The following is a 13809-nucleotide window of genomic DNA, read 5'->3' as shown; positions in this document are numbered from 1 at the left end:
GCGATGAAGGCAATCCGGGATCTGGCCGTGCTGTGCATGGCGCTGGGCAGCATGGCCGCGCAGGCCGATGGCGGGCTGCGGGTGGCACCTGAGCAGGCGCCATGGCCGCGCTGGCAGGCGCGCATCGGGCTGGACCAGGCTGCGGCGCCGTGGCGCGGCGATCTGGCCCCCACAGGCAACGGACTGCGCAGCATGAAGCTCCTGGGCGACGTCTACCTCAGCGGCCCGGGCTTTGGCGCCGGGCAGGTGGTGGGCGGCCTGCGCGCCACGGGCGGGCTGCTGTTGGGCAGCCGCTCGCCGCTGCTGGGTGCTTCGCCCAACGGGAATCCGCTGTCGCTGAGCGTCACGCAAAGCCTGCTCACGCCCGGCCGCGGCGAGGACGCCTCCGAAGTGCCGCCCGTGGGCTACTTGGGCATTGGCTACAGCAGCCTGTCGCTGCGCGGGGGCTGGGGCTTCAGTGCCGACTTGGGCGTGATGACGGGCTCAGGCCTGCGCCCGCCGGAAACGCGCAACCTGGACGACGCGGTGCGCGAGCTGCGCCTGCGGCCCGTGCTGCAGTTGGGCGTGTCCTACGCTTTCTGAAGCGCGTTCTGCCAGGGAATTGAACCTGTTCACGGCGGCGGCCTGCCGCATGCCGTATAACGCGGGCTGTTTGAATCCCTCGTTCAGAGACACCATGGAAGACGTTCAAAAGCGCATCGACGACCTCGTGAAGGGCAACCGCGTGGTGCTGTTCATGAAGGGCACGGCGCAGTTCCCGATGTGCGGCTTCTCCGGCCGCGCCATCCAGATCCTCAAGGCCTGCGGCGTGCAGGACCTGCAGACCGTCAACGTGCTGGAAGACGAGGCCGTGCGCCAGGGCATCAAGACCTACGCCAACTGGCCCACGATTCCGCAGCTCTACATCGACGGCGAGTTCGTCGGCGGCTCGGACATCATGATGGAGATGTACCAGGCCGGCGAGCTGCAGCAGGTGCTGTCGCCCAAGAGTTGAGCATGCAACGGCTGGTCGTGGGCCTCACCGGTGCCAGCGGTGCGGTCTACGGCGTGCGGCTGCTGCAGCGCGCGCGGGCCCTGGGCGTGCACACGCACCTGGTGGCCACGCCCGCGGGCGTGCTCAACGCCCACCACGAGCTTGGCCTGGATCGGCGCTCCCTGGAGGCGCTGGCCGACGAGGCCCATGCGCCCGGCGACGTGGGCGCCTGCATCGCCAGCGGCTCGCACCCCGTGGACGCGATGCTCATCGCTCCCTGCTCCATGAAAACGCTGGCCGCCGTGGCGCACGGCTTTGGCGACAATCTCCTCACCCGCGCGGCCGACGTGATGCTCAAGGAGCGCCGCCGCCTGCTGCTGCTGGTGCGCGAGACGCCGTTCAACCTGGCGCACCTGCGCAACATGACGGCGGTGACGGAGATGGGCGGCATCGTCTTCCCGCCCCTGCCCGCCTTCTACAACCACCCGGGCAGCATCGACGAGATGGTGGACGACACGGTGGAGCGCGTGCTGGCCGTGGCCGGCATCACGGCCGCTCAGCCCAGCGCCTGGCAAGGGCTGTGACGGGCCAAGCGGCGCTTTTCAAGCGCGCCGCCCCTTCGGCTCAAGCGTCCGGCATTGCCCATTGGCGGCGGGCGCCAAACACCATGTTGGGATATTCCGGCCGGCCGCGGCTGCCGTTGTAGCGCCCCAGCGCCATGAAGAGGTCGCCGTCCTCGCGCTCCAGGTAGTGGCGCAGGATGACGCAGCCAAAGCGCAGGTTGGTCTGCATGTGAAAGAGCCGGCTGGCGTCGCCGTCCCCGATGAGGCGTGCCCAGAAAGGCATCACCTGCATGTAGCCGCGCGCGCCGGCGCTGCTCACCGCGTACTTGCGGAAATTGCTCTCCACCTGCACCAGGCCCAGCACCAGATCGGTTTCCAGCCCGGCGCGGCGGCTCTCGTACCACAGGGTTTGCAGGAACTCCACGCGCGTGCGGCGCTCGGCCTTGCGCGGCTGCAGCCGCTCGCTCATGGCGGTGAGCCAGTGCAGGTAGGCCATGCGCTGCGCGGTACCGGCGAATTCGGGATGGGGCGGCGCATCGGCCGCGATGGCGGCGGACAGCACCGAGCGCACGGCGTCCGACAAGTCCTCTTCCCGCTGCGCACCGGCCCGGGCAGGCCCAAAGGGCAACCCCAGCGCGGCACCCAGCAAGAGGCGCCGCTTCACGCCAGCAGCTTGTCCTTCAGGAAGGCATCGACCTCGGCCTGCGCCACCGGCGTGGCCTGCGCGTCGCGCCGGCCCTGGTATTCCAGCTTGCCTTCCTTGAGGCCGCGGTCGGAGATGACGATGCGGTGCGGCACGCCAACGAGCTCCCAGTCGGCGAACATCGCGCCCGGGCGCTCGCCGCGGTCGTCCAGCAGCACGTCCACGCCCAGGGCCTGCAGCGACTGGTACAGCCGCTCGGCCTCGGCGCGCACGGCCTCGCTGCGGTCCATGCCGATGGGGCAGATCACAATGCGGAACGGCGCCATGGCGTCCGGCCAGATGATGCCGCGCTCGTCGTGGTTCTGTTCGATGGCCGCGCCCAGCAGCCGCGTCACGCCGATGCCGTAGCAGCCCATTTCCATGAACTGGGGCTTGCCCTTCTCGTCCAGGTACGTGGCGTTCATGGCCTTGGAGTACTTGGTGCCGAGGTAGAACACGTGGCCCACCTCGATGCCGCGCTGGATCGCAAGCAGGCCCTTGCCGTCCGGTGACGGGTCACCCTCGACCACGTTTCGCAGGTCGGCCACCACGTCGGGCTCAGGCAGGTCGCGGCCCCAGTTGACGCCGGTGTAGTGGTAGTCCTCGTCGTTGGCGCCGCAGACGAAGTCGGACATGCGGGCCACCGTGCGGTCCACCACCACCTTCACCGGCTGCTTCATGCCAATGGGCCCCAGGTAGCCGGGCTTGCAGCCGAAGTGCGTGTCGATTTCGGCCAAGGTGGCGAAGCGGAAACCGCCCTTGAGGCCTTCGACCTTGCTGGCCTTGACCTCGTTGAGCTCGTGGTCGCCTCGCACCATCAGCAGCCAGACGGTGGACTTGGCGACCTTGCCGGCCTCGTCGAACTCGTCGGTGGCCAGCACCAGCGTCTTGACCGTGCGCTGCAGCGGCAGGCCCAGGAACCGCGCCACGTCGGCGCAGGTGGCCGTGCCCGGCGTGGATGTCTTTTCCAGCGGCAGGGTGGGCGCAGCGCGCTCGGCCAGCAGCGGCAACGCCTCGGCCAACTCGATGTTGGCGGCGTACTCGCTGTTTGGGCAGTAGATGATGGCGTCCTCGCCCGTATCGGCGATGACCTGGAACTCGTGCGAGCGGTCGCCGCCTATGGCGCCGGTGTCGGCCGCGACAGCGCGGTACTGCAGCCCCATGCGGTCGAAGATGGCGATGTAGGCCTTGAACATCGCGTCGTAGCTGCGGCCGGCGGCCTCCACGTCACGGTCGAAGGAGTAGGCGTCCTTCATCGTGAACTCGCGCCCGCGCATGATGCCGAAGCGCGGCCGCCGCTCGTCGCGGAACTTGGTCTGGATGTGATAGAAGTTTTTGGGCAGCTGCTTGTAGCTGCGCAACTCCTGGCGCGCGATGTCCGTCACGACCTCTTCGGACGTGGGCTGGATGATGAAGTCGCGCTCGTGCCGATCCTTCACACGCAGCAGCTCCGGCCCCATCTTGTCGAAGCGCCCCGTCTCCTGCCACAGCTCGGCAGGCTGGACGATGGGCATGAGCAGCTCGATAGCGCCGGCGCGGTTCATCTCCTCGCGGATGATGCCCTCCACCTTGCGGATCACGCGCAGCCCCATGGGCATGTAGTTGTAGATGCCCGCGCCCAGGCGCTTGATGAGCCCGGCGCGCATCATGAGCTTGTGGCTCACGATCTCGGCATCGGCGGGGGCCTCCTTGAGGGTGGAGACGAAGAACTGCGAGGCTTTCATGGGTAGGGAATCTGCAGATTGCACAACGGCGCCGCGGGGGGTGCCGCAGGCTCGGAGGTCACGGGTTAGCGAGGTAACGCAAGCCGTGCCGAGCCGGTGCAATAATGAAATCAATTCAAGAATTGGGGTTGATTATGCTCGACCGTGAAGGCTTCAGGCCCAACGTCGGCATCGTCCTGCTCAATGCGCGGAATCAGGTGTTTTGGGGCAAGCGGCTGCGCACCCACTCCTGGCAGTTCCCGCAAGGCGGTATCAAGTACGGAGAAACGCCTGAGCAGGCCATGTTCCGCGAACTGCACGAGGAGGTGGGCCTTCGACCCGAGCACGTCAAGGTGCTGGCCCGCACCCGCGACTGGCTGCGTTACGAGGTGCCTGACCACTACATCCGGCGCGACGCGCGCGGACACTACAAGGGGCAGAAACAGATCTGGTTCCTGCTCAAGCTGTTGGGCCGCGACTCGGACATGAACCTGCGCGCCACCGACCATCCCGAGTTCGACGCCTGGCGCTGGAACGACTACTGGGTGCCGCTGGACATGGTCATCGAGTTCAAGCGCGACGTGTACCAGATGGCGCTGACCGAGCTGGCCCGCTTCCTGCCCCGCGCCAACCCGCACAACCGCTACCTGCGCGCGGGCATGCGCTCGCACCAGCGCCATGAGGACCCGCCGGACTCCTCAGTCGTGCCTCCGGTCACGCCGGGCGGCAGGGCCTGAAGAGATCAGGCCCAAGGCAAAAAAACAGGCCGCTTGCAGCGGCCTGTTTTTTGGCAGTCTCTCGGGGCTGACTCAGGCCAGCACGAGGTTGGCGCGATCAATCAGCTCGGGCTCGTTGACGTAGCCCAGCAGCACCTCGATCTGCGAAGACGGCTTGCGCATGATCAGCCGTGCCTCGGCGCTGGAGTAGTTGGCCAGACCCCGAGCCACCTCGGCGCCGGCCTGGTCGCGCACGGCGATCACGTCGCCCCGATGGAACTCGCCCTGCACTTCCATCACACCTATGGGCAGCAGGCTCTTGGCCTCCTCGCGCAGCTTGGCCACGGCGCCGGCGTCCACCACCACGCCGCCGCGCAGTTGCAAGTGGTCGGCCATCCACTGCTTGCGCGCGGCCAGCTTGGGCGTGGCGGCGATCAGCGCCGTGCCTATGGACTCGCCCTGGGCCAGGCGCAGCAGCACGTCGTCCTCGCGCCCGTAGGCGATCACGGTGCTGGCGCCACTGCCCGCGGCGCGCTTGGCGGCCAGGATCTTGGTGATCATGCCGCCGCGGCCGATGCTGCTGCCCGCGCCGCCGGCCATCTGCTCCAACTCCGGCGTGCCGGCGGCCGCCTCGTCGATGAAGCGCGCGTCCGGGTTCTTGCGCGGGTCGGCCGAATACAGGCCACGCTGGTCGGTGAGGATCACCAGCGCATCGGCCTCCACCAGGTTGGCCACCAGGGCGCCCAAGGTGTCGTTGTCGCCGAACTTGATCTCGTCGGTGACCACCGTGTCGTTCTCGTTGATGACCGGGATCACCTTGAGCGACAGCAGCGTCAGCAGCGTGGAGCGGGCATTGAGGTAGCGCTCGCGGTCGGCCAGGTCGGCGTGCGTGAGCAGCACCTGCGCGCTGCCCATGCCCTGCTCGCGCAGCTTGCTCTCGTACATCTGGGCCAGGCCCATCTGGCCGACGGCGGCGGCGGCCTGCAGCTCGTGCAGTTCCTTGGGCCGCGCCGTCCAGCCCAGGCGCTTCATGCCCTCGGCGATGGCCCCGCTGGAAACCATGATGACCTCGCGCCCCTGCTGCGCCAGTGCCGCGAGCTGGCGGCACCAGTTGCCTATGGCCTCGGCATCGACGCCGCGGCCTTCGTTGGTCACGAGGCTGGAGCCCACCTTGACGACGATGCGCCGCGCCTGGCGCAGCACCTCGCTCATGCGGCGCCTCCGTCGGTGCTTTGCACGCCGTCAAAGCGCGGATCGACTTCCGGCGCCACAGGGTGCTTGTGCGCCTGTACATGGTCGAAGATGGCGCGCAGCAGCGGGTCCAGCCCCTCGCGCGCCAGCGCCGAGATCTCGAACACCGGGCCCTTCCAGCGGTAGCGCTTGACGAAGTCCTTCACCCGCGCGGCACGTTCCTCCATGGGCACCATGTCCAGCTTGTTGAGCACCAGCCAGCGCGGCTTGTCGTAAAGCGTCTGGTCGTACTTCTTCAGCTCGGCCACGATGGCCTTGGCCTGCGCCACCGGATCGACGCTCTCGTCGAAAGGCGCCAGATCCACCACGTGCAGCAGCAAATGCGTGCGCTGCAGGTGGCGCAGGAACTGGTGCCCCAGGCCCGCGCCCTCGGCCGCGCCCTCGATCAGGCCCGGCACGTCGGCAACCACGAAGCTCTGCTCCGGGCCCACGCGCACCACGCCCAGATTGGGATGCAGCGTGGTGAAGGGATAGTCGGCAATCTTGGGCCGCGCGTTGGAGATGGCAGCGATGAGCGTGCTCTTGCCCGCGTTGGGCATGCCCAGCAGGCCCACGTCGGCCAGCACGCGCAGCTCCAGCTTGAGCTTGCGGCGCTCGCCGGGCCAGCCCGGCGTCTTTTGCCGCGGCGCGCGGTTGGTACTGCTCTTGAAGTGCAGGTTGCCGAAGCCGCCGTCGCCGCCCTTGCAGATCAGCACCTTCTCGTCCGGGACGAGCAGCTCGGTGAGGGTCTCCTCGGTCTCGGCGTCCTTGATGATGGTGCCCAGCGGCATGCGCAGCACGATGTCGTCACCCGCAGCGCCGAACTGGTCCGAGCCACGCCCGGCCTCGCCGTTGCGGGCCTCGTGGCGGCGCGCGTAGCGGTAGTCGATCAGCGTGTTGAGGTTGCGGTCGGCCACGGCCCAAATGCTGCCGCCGCGCCCGCCGTCGCCCCCGTTGGGCCCGCCAAAGGGAATGAACTTCTCGCGCCGGAAGCTGACGCAGCCTGCTCCGCCATCGCCCGCGGCGACATCAATGGTGGCTTCATCTACGAATTTCATGGCGCAAGAATAGTGAGGTCGGAAACGACAAAGCCCCGGCGGGCCGGGGCTTGGCTGGTGCGAAGTGCTTCAGCTCAGACCGGGGTGACGAAAACCGTCTGACGGTTGAGCGCACCCTTGGTGGCGAAGGACACCTGGCCGTCCACGAGGGCGAACAGGGTGTGGTCCTTGCCCACGCCGACGTTGGTGCCGGCATGGAACTTCGTGCCGCGCTGGCGAACGATGATGGAGCCAGCCGAAATGGTCTGACCGCCGAACACCTTCACGCCCAGCATCTTCGGTTTGGAGTCGCGGCCGTTCCGTGTGGAACCGCCGCCTTTTTTCTGTGCCATGGTTCAGTTCTCCTGGGGCAACTGGATCAGCCGTTGACCGCGCCGATCTGGATTTCGGTGAAGGCCTGGCGATGACCTTGGCGTTTCTGGTAGTGCTTGCGGCGACGCATCTTGAAGATGCGCACCTTGTCGTGCTTGCCGTGCGCCACGACGGTGGCGGTGACAGTGGCGCCGCTGACCAGAGGCGTGCCCACCTTCAGCTCAGCGCCGTTGCCGACAGCCAGAACCTGGTCGATCACGATCTCCTGGCCCACGTCCGCAGCAATCTGTTCTACCTTGATCTTTTCGCCGACAGCAACCTTGTATTGCTTGCCGCCGGTTTTTATGACCGCGTACATATGTGACCTTTCTCTTGGACATCCGCGCGTCACGGAAAGCCGTAACGCACGGAACCCGCGATTCTAATCCATGCCGATCAAATCCCGACTGCGGAACCGGGAAAGCGAGGCTTGCGGCGCGTGCGAAAGCTCGCATGTCCCGCACGTTTCGGGGGAGGGTGCGAGGCGCTTCCTATAATCCGCGCCGACTTTCCCAGCATTCATGACTTCATCGGCCCCCACTCCACAAACCTCCTTCGCCGACGAGCTCATGGCGCAGGAGATGCAGACCGTCGATGCCGTCATCATCGAGCGGCTGCGCTCCGAGGTGGCGCTCATCAACCAGATCGCGCACTACATCATCAGTGCCGGCGGCAAGCGCATACGTCCGCGCCTGGTGCTGCTGTTCGCGCGGGCGCTGGGCTTCCAGGGGCCGGAGCGCTTCACGCTGGCAGCCATCGTCGAGTTCATTCATACCGCCACGCTGCTGCATGACGACGTGGTGGACGAATCGTCCCTTCGCCGCGGCCGCCAGACGGCCAACGCGCTGTTCGGCAACGCCGCCAGCGTGCTGGTAGGCGACTTCCTGTACTCGCGCGCCTTCCAGATGATGGTGTCCGTCAACCGCATGCGCGTGCTCGACGTGCTGGCCGACGCGACCAACGTCATCGCCGAGGGCGAGGTGCTGCAGTTGATGAACATGCACGACCCTGATCTCGCGATCGAGGACTACCTGCGCGTCATCCGCTACAAGACCGCCAAGCTCTTCGAGGCCAGCGCCCGCTTGGGCGCCGTGCTGGCCAATGCCGACGCCGCCACCGAGGAGCGCTGCGCCGACTACGGCCGCTCGCTGGGCACTGCCTTCCAGCTCGTGGACGACCTGCTCGACTACCAGGGCGATACGCAGGAGCTGGGCAAGAACGTGGGCGACGACCTGCGCGAGGGCAAGCCCACGCTGCCGCTGCTCATCGCCATGGCTCGCGGCACTGAAGCCGAGCGGCTCACCATCCGCCACGCCATCGAGCACGGCGAGGTGGAGAAGCTGCCGGAAATCGTGCAGATCGTGCAGCGCACCGGCGCGCTGGAAGCCACCCGCGAAGCCGCCCGCGCCCAGGCCGAACAGGCTCGCGCCGCGCTCGAATCAATTCCTGATTCCGAAGCGCGAAAATCTCTGCTAGAATTTTGTTCTCGGTCGGTGGACAGGTCTTTCTGAAGAAAAACCTGCTAAACTGATAGAAGTTGAGACGGCAAAGCAATCGCAACGCCGTCAAAACAATTCGGGGTGTAGCTTAGCCTGGTAGAGCGCTACGTTCGGGACGTAGAGGCCGGAGGTTCGAATCCTCTCACCCCGACCAGGTTTCTTCTTTCGTCGTCTCACACAAGCTCCTGCAGCAGGAGGCACGACACGCAAGGTGTCGTGCGGAGACGGCAAAGCGCCGCGGTTCAGCGACTTGCTCCCCAAACATTAAGTTGTTCGATAGTCGTTACGACTTGTAGCGCACTCAGTCCATTAGGGCTGCTGCGTGTTGTGGCAAATCGCTTGTGCAGGCGATCATTTTTTCCACTTTCGCCACTGCACGCGCACTGCCTTGTCCGCCCTGTCGATCTCCACGCCCGCGGCTCCTTTACCCCCCACGCTGACCGGCGCCGCGCGCGTGCTCGCCTACATCGGCAAGCTCGACGCGGAGACGGCGCTCGCCCTGTCGCAACGGGCACAGCACGAGCACGTCAGCTTTGCACAGGCGGTGGTGGAGGCGGGTGCCCTTTCGGCCTCGGAGCTGGCCCACGCGCTGGCCGGCACCCTGGCATTGCCGCTGCTGGACCTCGACGCCCTGGACATGCGTGCGCTGCCGCGCGGCGTGCTCGACACGCGGCTGGCCCGGCAATACCAGGTCGTGGCGCTGGGCCGGCGCGGCAACCGCCTCTTCATTGGCGGCGCCGACCCGACCGACCACACCGCGATGGAGCGCATACGCTTTGCCACCCAGCTCTCCACCCAGTGGATCGTCGTCGAGCAGGACAAGCTCGCGCGGCTGCTGCAAGCCAACGCCGGCACGCTGGAGCTGCCGCCAAGCGGCAACGGTGGTGGCGGCACCGACTTCCGCTTCGACCTGGCCGACGACGAGCCCTCCCCCGCTGCCGCCGAGGCCGCACAGGTCGAGGCCGAGGTGGAGGACGCGCCCGTCGTCCGCTTCCTGCACAAGATGCTGGCCGACGCCGTCAACGCCCGCGCCTCGGACCTGCACTTCGAGCCCTACGAGACGCACTACCGCGTGCGCTTTCGCATCGACGGCGAGCTGCGCGAGGTGGTGCAGCCGCCGCTGGCCATCAAGGACAAGCTGGCCTCGCGCATCAAGGTCATCAGCCGGCTGGACATCGCCGAAAAGCGCGTGCCGCAGGACGGCCGCCTGCAACTGACCTTCGGCACGCGCGCCATCGACTTTCGCGTCAGCACGTTGCCCACGCTGTTCGGCGAAAAAATCGTCATCCGTATCCTGGACGGCTCCAGCGCCAAGCTGGGCATAGACGCCCTGGGCTATGAGCCTGAGGAAAAGGCGCGGCTGCTGCACGCCGTGCAGCGGCCCTACGGCATGGTGCTGGTCACGGGCCCCACCGGGTCGGGCAAGACGCTGTCGCTCTACACCTGCCTGAACCTGCTCAACCGGCCCGGCGTGAACATCTCCACCGTGGAAGACCCGGCCGAAATCCGCCTGCCCGGCATCAACCAGGTGGACGTCAACGAGAAGGCGGGGCTGACCTTTTCCTCCGCGCTGCGCGCCTTCCTGCGCCAGGACCCGGACGTGATCATGGTGGGCGAAATACGCGACCTGGAAACGGCCGACATCGCCGTCAAGGCCGCGCAGACCGGCCACCTGGTGCTCTCCACGCTGCACACCAACGACGCGCCCTCCACGCTCACGCGGCTGCTGCAGATGGGCGTGGCGCCCTTCAACGTCGCCGCCAGCGTGCTCCTGATCACCGCACAGCGTCTGGCGCGGCGGCTGTGCGAGGACTGCAAGGCGCCGGGCGACTATTCGCGCGAGGCGCTGCTGCGCGCGGGCTTCAGCCATGAGGAGCTCGACGGCCGCTGGCGGCCCTACCGCGCCGTGGGCTGCGCGGCCTGCAACAACGGCTACAAGGGCCGCGTGGGCCTGTACCAGGTGATGCCGGTCAGCGAGGCGCTGCAGCGCCTCATCCTGGCCCAGGGCACGGCGCTGGACATTGCGCAACAGGCGCGGCGCGAGGGCGTGCGCGACCTGCGCCAGGCCGGGCTGGTCAAGGTGCGCGCCGGGGTGACGTCGCTGGAGGAAGTGATCGCCGTCACCAACGATTGATTGAAGCCACGGCCCCGCGCGAACGGGGCCGGGACGCGGGAACGACCGGGGGAGGAATTCATGGGCGCTGCGGACACGGCCTCCAGGGCCAGGGAATTCGTCTTCGAATGGGAAGGCCGCGACCGCCAGGGCAAGCCCGTGCGCGGCGAGCTGCGCTCGGCCGGCGAGGCGGCCGCGGGCGCCTGCCTGCGCCGCCAGGGCATCGTCGTGCTGCGCGTGAGCCGCAAGCGCCAGAGCCTGCGCGAGGCCGGGCGCGCCATACGGCGCAAGGACATTGCCCTCTTCACCCGGCAACTGGCCACGCTGCTGCGCGCGGGCGTGCCGCTGCTGCGGGCCTTCGACATCGTGGCGCGCGGCAGCGCCCATGTGCGGCTGGCGCGGCTGCTGTTGTCGGTGCGCGCCGACGTGGAAACCGGCACCAGCCTGTCCGCCGCGCTGCGCAGGCACCCGCGCCACTTCGGCGCGCTCTACTGCAACTCGGTGGAAGCGGGCGAGGCCGGCGGCGTGCTGGAGCCGCTGCTGGAGCGGCTGGCGCTGCACGAGGAAAAGGCGCTGGCGCTGCAGGGCCGCATACGCTCGGCGCTGTTCTACCCGGTGACGGTGCTGGCGGTGTCGGCACTGGTGCTGTCGCTCATCCTGGTGCTGGTGATCCCGTCCTTCACCGACGTGTTCGCCTCCTTCGGCGCGGACCTGCCCGCGCCCACGCGCTTCGTGATCGCCCTGTCCGACTTCTTCGTCGCCTGGTGGGCGCCCATGCTGGGTGCGCTGGCGGCGCTGGCCCTGGGCGCTTCGCAGGCGTGGCGGCGCTCGCAGCGGCTGCGCGACGCGGCGCAGGCGGCGCTGCTGCAGGTGCCGCTGTTTGGCGCCCTGGTGTCCAAGGCCGTCATGGCGCGCTGGACGCGCACGCTCTCCACCCTCTTTGCTGCCGGCGTGCCGCTGGTGGAGGCGCTGCCCTCGGCCGGCGCCGCCGCGGGCAACGCGGTGGTGCAACACGCCACGGCGCAGGTGCGCAAGGACGTGGCCGCGGGCATGGCGCTCAGCAGCGCGCTGCAGGCGGCGGGCTGCTTTCCGGCGCTGGTGCTGCAGCTCACGGCCATAGGCGAGGAGTCCGGCGCGCTGGACGCCATGCTGGCCAAGGCGGCCGAGCTCTACGAGAACGACGTGGACGAGTCCGCGCGCGGCCTGGCCAGCCTGATGGAGCCCGCCGTCATCGTCGTGTTGGGCGCGCTCATCGGCGGCATCGTCGTGGCGATGTACCTTCCCGTCTTCAAACTCGGAGCCATCGTCTGATCGACCTGACCTTTCTGCAGCCGCTGCTGCACCCGTTGCCACTGGCCCTGCTGGGCCTGTGCATAGGTAGCTTTCTCAACGTCGTCGCCCACCGGCTGCCGCTCATGCTGGAGCGCAACTGGTGGCAGGACGTGGCCGAGCAGCTCACCGATGCCGACTCGCACGCGCGCACCCTGGGCCACGCGCCCGCACCGCAACTGGCCGACAGCGCCGGCACGCTGCGCCAGGCGCTGGACGCGCTGCCCGCGCTCACGCTGTCGCGCCCCGCGTCGCGCTGCCCGCATTGCGGCACGCCCATCGCCTGGCACGACAACCTGCCGCTGCTAGGCTGGCTCAAGCGGCGCGGGCGCTGCGCCGCCTGCGCCGCGCCCATTTCCCTCCGCTACCCGCTGGTCGAGGCCGGCACGGCGCTGGTGTTCGCCGCCATAGGCGCGCGCTTCGCGGGTGAGCCGCAGGCGCTGCTGTGGTGCGCCGTGGCCGCGACGCTGCTGGCCGCGGCGCTGATCGACTGGGACACCACGCTGTTGCCCGACGGCCTGACGCTGCCGCTGCTGTGGGCTGGCTTGGTGGCCGCGGCGCTGGGCTGGACGCTGCCGCTGGCCCAATCGCTGTGGGGCGCGGTGGCCGGCTACGGGTCGCTGTGGTCGGTGTACTGGCTGTTCAAGCTGGCCACCGGCAAGGAAGGCATGGGCTACGGCGACTTCAAGTTGCTGGCGGCGCTGGGCGCCTGGTTCGGCGCGTGGATGATCCTGCCCATGCTGCTCATGGCCTCGGTGCTGGGTGCGGCGGTGGGCATCGCCATGAAGCTGCGCCACTCGCTGCGCGAAGGCCAGTACGTGCCCTTCGGCCCCTTCCTGGCCGGCGCTGGGCTGGCGGCCATGCTGGCCGGCAGGGGAGCCCTCCTGGGCTGGATGGGATGGAACTTCTGACGGTTTGAACGTGATGGTTTCAAAGACAACGACCACGGCGGCCGCGACGGCCGCTTTCGCCACGCCGCTGCGCGTGGGCCTGACCGGCGGCATCGGCAGCGGCAAGAGCACGGTGGCGACGATGCTGGCCTCGCTGGGCGCGGTGGTGATAGACACCGACGCCATCTCGCGCGAGCTCACCGCCACGGGCGGCGCGGCGCTGCCGGCCATCGCGGCGCTGTTCGGCGCACAGGCCATTGGCGCCGACGGCGCGCTGGACCGCGCCTGGATGCGCCAGCGCGTGTTCGCAGACACGGCAACGCGCCAGCAGCTCGAAGGCATCCTGCACCCCCTGATCCAGGCCGAAACCCAGCGCCGCAGCGACGCCGCCGGCGCAGCGCCGCGGGTGTTCGACGTGCCGCTGCTGGCCGAGTCGCTGCACTGGCGCGCGCGCGTGCAGCGCGTGCTGGTGGTGGACTGCAGCGAGGCAACGCAGGTGCAGCGCGTGATGCAGCGCTCGCAGTGGAGCGAGGAGACGGTGCGCCGCGTCATCGCCCAGCAGGCGCCGCGCGCGCGCCGGCGCGCCATCGCCGACGCCGTCCTCTTCAACGAGGGGCTGACGCTGCAAGGGCTGACCGAGCAGGTCCAGACCCTGTGGCGCGGATGGTGCCCGGCCGCGTGAAAGAATCCGCGCCCCGCTGA

The 13809-nt window shown here is 68.5% G+C and carries 15 protein-coding genes and 1 tRNA gene; 10 read left to right on the top strand and 6 right to left on the bottom strand.

The annotated features are described in order from the left end of the window. The first annotated feature begins 3 nt into the window (after positions 1–3). From SM757_RS14625 to SM757_RS14615, 3 genes are all read left to right on the top strand, one after another. Positions 4–582 (top strand): hypothetical protein, encoded by a 579-nt coding sequence (locus tag SM757_RS14625; protein ID WP_066336999.1) that lies wholly within the window; start codon positions 4–6, stop codon positions 580–582. Between the two features lie 94 nt (positions 583–676). After that, on the top strand, positions 677–994 hold the full coding sequence (gene grxD / locus SM757_RS14620) for a Grx4 family monothiol glutaredoxin (protein WP_066337001.1): 318 nt from the start codon (positions 677–679) through the stop codon (positions 992–994). A 2-nt stretch (positions 995–996) separates the two neighbouring features. Continuing rightward, positions 997–1557 carry a UbiX family flavin prenyltransferase gene (locus SM757_RS14615; RefSeq protein ID WP_322466015.1) on the top strand — a complete coding sequence of 187 codons (561 nt, stop codon included), beginning with the start codon at positions 997–999 and terminating at the stop codon, positions 1555–1557. Positions 1558–1597: 40 nt separating this feature from the next. On the opposite strand, the gene SM757_RS14610 is transcribed toward SM757_RS14615, so the two are convergent. Both SM757_RS14610 and SM757_RS14605 read right to left on the bottom strand, forming a co-directional pair. Then, positions 1598–2200 carry a lytic transglycosylase domain-containing protein gene (locus SM757_RS14610; protein WP_322466014.1) on the bottom strand — a complete coding sequence of 201 codons (603 nt, stop codon included), beginning with the start codon at positions 2198–2200 and terminating at the stop codon, positions 1598–1600. Continuing rightward, positions 2197–3942: a proline--tRNA ligase gene (locus tag SM757_RS14605; protein WP_322466013.1), complete on the bottom strand. Its 1746-nt coding sequence runs from the start codon at positions 3940–3942 to the stop codon at positions 2197–2199. The genes SM757_RS14610 and SM757_RS14605 overlap by 4 nt, the downstream gene beginning before the upstream one ends. A 134-nt stretch (positions 3943–4076) precedes the next feature. On the opposite strand from SM757_RS14605, the gene SM757_RS14600 reads away from it, so the two are divergent. After that, positions 4077–4658: an RNA pyrophosphohydrolase gene (locus tag SM757_RS14600; RefSeq protein WP_066337010.1), complete on the top strand. Its 582-nt coding sequence runs from the start codon at positions 4077–4079 to the stop codon at positions 4656–4658. Positions 4659–4730: 72 nt separating this feature from the next. On the opposite strand, the gene proB is transcribed toward SM757_RS14600, so the two are convergent. The 4 genes from proB to rplU all read right to left on the bottom strand — a co-directional run bounded on the left by proB (position 4731) and on the right by rplU (position 7595). Continuing rightward, on the bottom strand, positions 4731–5849 hold the full coding sequence (gene proB, locus SM757_RS14595; protein WP_322466012.1) for a glutamate 5-kinase: 1119 nt from the start codon (positions 5847–5849) through the stop codon (positions 4731–4733). After that, positions 5846–6925, bottom strand: a complete 1080-nt coding sequence (cgtA, locus tag SM757_RS14590; protein ID WP_322466011.1) for an Obg family GTPase CgtA — start codon at positions 6923–6925, stop codon at positions 5846–5848. The genes proB and cgtA overlap by 4 nt, the downstream gene beginning before the upstream one ends. 74 nt (positions 6926–6999) lie before the next feature. After that, complete coding sequence (gene rpmA, locus SM757_RS14585) at positions 7000–7257, bottom strand: 50S ribosomal protein L27 (RefSeq protein ID WP_028996465.1); 258 nt, start codon at positions 7255–7257, stop codon at positions 7000–7002. Positions 7258–7283: 26 nt separating this feature from the next. Then, a complete protein-coding gene (gene rplU, locus SM757_RS14580) occupies positions 7284–7595 on the bottom strand; it encodes a 50S ribosomal protein L21 (protein WP_066337013.1) in 312 nt (103 codons plus the stop codon). 202 nt (positions 7596–7797) lie between these two features. Here rplU and ispB point away from each other — a divergent pair, with 202 nt between their 5' ends. The 6 genes from ispB to coaE all read left to right on the top strand — a co-directional run bounded on the left by ispB (position 7798) and on the right by coaE (position 13789). Further along, positions 7798–8787, top strand: coding sequence for an octaprenyl diphosphate synthase (gene ispB, locus SM757_RS14575; RefSeq protein ID WP_169805913.1), 990 nt, complete (start codon positions 7798–7800; stop codon positions 8785–8787). 65 nt (positions 8788–8852) lie between these two features. After that, a tRNA-Pro gene (locus SM757_RS14570) sits at positions 8853–8929 on the top strand. Between the two features lie 243 nt (positions 8930–9172). Then, positions 9173–10909, top strand: a complete 1737-nt coding sequence (gene pilB, locus SM757_RS14565; RefSeq protein ID WP_322466029.1) for a type IV-A pilus assembly ATPase PilB — start codon at positions 9173–9175, stop codon at positions 10907–10909. Between the two features lie 60 nt (positions 10910–10969). Beyond that, positions 10970–12199 (top strand): type II secretion system F family protein, encoded by a 1230-nt coding sequence (locus tag SM757_RS14560; protein ID WP_322466010.1) that lies wholly within the window; start codon positions 10970–10972, stop codon positions 12197–12199. A gap of 35 nt (positions 12200–12234) precedes the next feature. Continuing rightward, positions 12235–13128: a prepilin peptidase gene (locus SM757_RS14555; RefSeq protein WP_322466009.1), complete on the top strand. Its 894-nt coding sequence runs from the start codon at positions 12235–12237 to the stop codon at positions 13126–13128. Positions 13129–13141: 13 nt separating this feature from the next. Beyond that, positions 13142–13789, top strand: coding sequence for a dephospho-CoA kinase (gene coaE, locus SM757_RS14550; RefSeq protein ID WP_322466008.1), 648 nt, complete (start codon positions 13142–13144; stop codon positions 13787–13789). The last annotated feature ends 20 nt before the right edge of the window (positions 13790–13809 follow it).

The organism is Azohydromonas lata, assembly GCF_034427735.1.
Taxonomy (GTDB): Bacteria; Pseudomonadota; Gammaproteobacteria; order Burkholderiales; family Burkholderiaceae_C; genus Azohydromonas; species Azohydromonas lata.
The sequence above is the reverse complement of the archived record's forward strand: the minus strand, read 5'-3'. Positions and strand labels throughout refer to the sequence as shown.

Bases quoted from the DNA above. Each gene is read 5' to 3' on its own strand.
- SM757_RS14605 (WP_322466013.1), bottom strand. From the start codon at position 3,942: ATGAAAGCCTCGCAGTTCTTCGTCTCCACCCTCAAGGAGGCCCCCGCC.
- ispB (WP_169805913.1), top strand. From the start codon at position 7,798: ATGACTTCATCGGCCCCCACTCCACAAACCTCCTTCGCCGACGAGCTC.
- rpmA (WP_028996465.1), bottom strand. From the start codon at position 7,257: ATGGCACAGAAAAAAGGCGGCGGTTCCACACGGAACGGCCGCGACTCC.
- cgtA (WP_322466011.1), bottom strand. From the start codon at position 6,925: ATGAAATTCGTAGATGAAGCCACCATTGATGTCGCCGCGGGCGATGGC.
- coaE (WP_322466008.1), top strand. From the start codon at position 13,142: ATGGTTTCAAAGACAACGACCACGGCGGCCGCGACGGCCGCTTTCGCC.
- grxD (WP_066337001.1), top strand. From the start codon at position 677: ATGGAAGACGTTCAAAAGCGCATCGACGACCTCGTGAAGGGCAACCGC.
- SM757_RS14560 (WP_322466010.1), top strand. From the start codon at position 10,970: ATGGGCGCTGCGGACACGGCCTCCAGGGCCAGGGAATTCGTCTTCGAA.
- SM757_RS14600 (WP_066337010.1), top strand. From the start codon at position 4,077: ATGCTCGACCGTGAAGGCTTCAGGCCCAACGTCGGCATCGTCCTGCTC.
- SM757_RS14625 (WP_066336999.1), top strand. From the start codon at position 4: ATGAAGGCAATCCGGGATCTGGCCGTGCTGTGCATGGCGCTGGGCAGC.
- SM757_RS14615 (WP_322466015.1), top strand. From the start codon at position 997: ATGCAACGGCTGGTCGTGGGCCTCACCGGTGCCAGCGGTGCGGTCTAC.
- rplU (WP_066337013.1), bottom strand. From the start codon at position 7,595: ATGTACGCGGTCATAAAAACCGGCGGCAAGCAATACAAGGTTGCTGTC.
- proB (WP_322466012.1), bottom strand. From the start codon at position 5,849: ATGAGCGAGGTGCTGCGCCAGGCGCGGCGCATCGTCGTCAAGGTGGGC.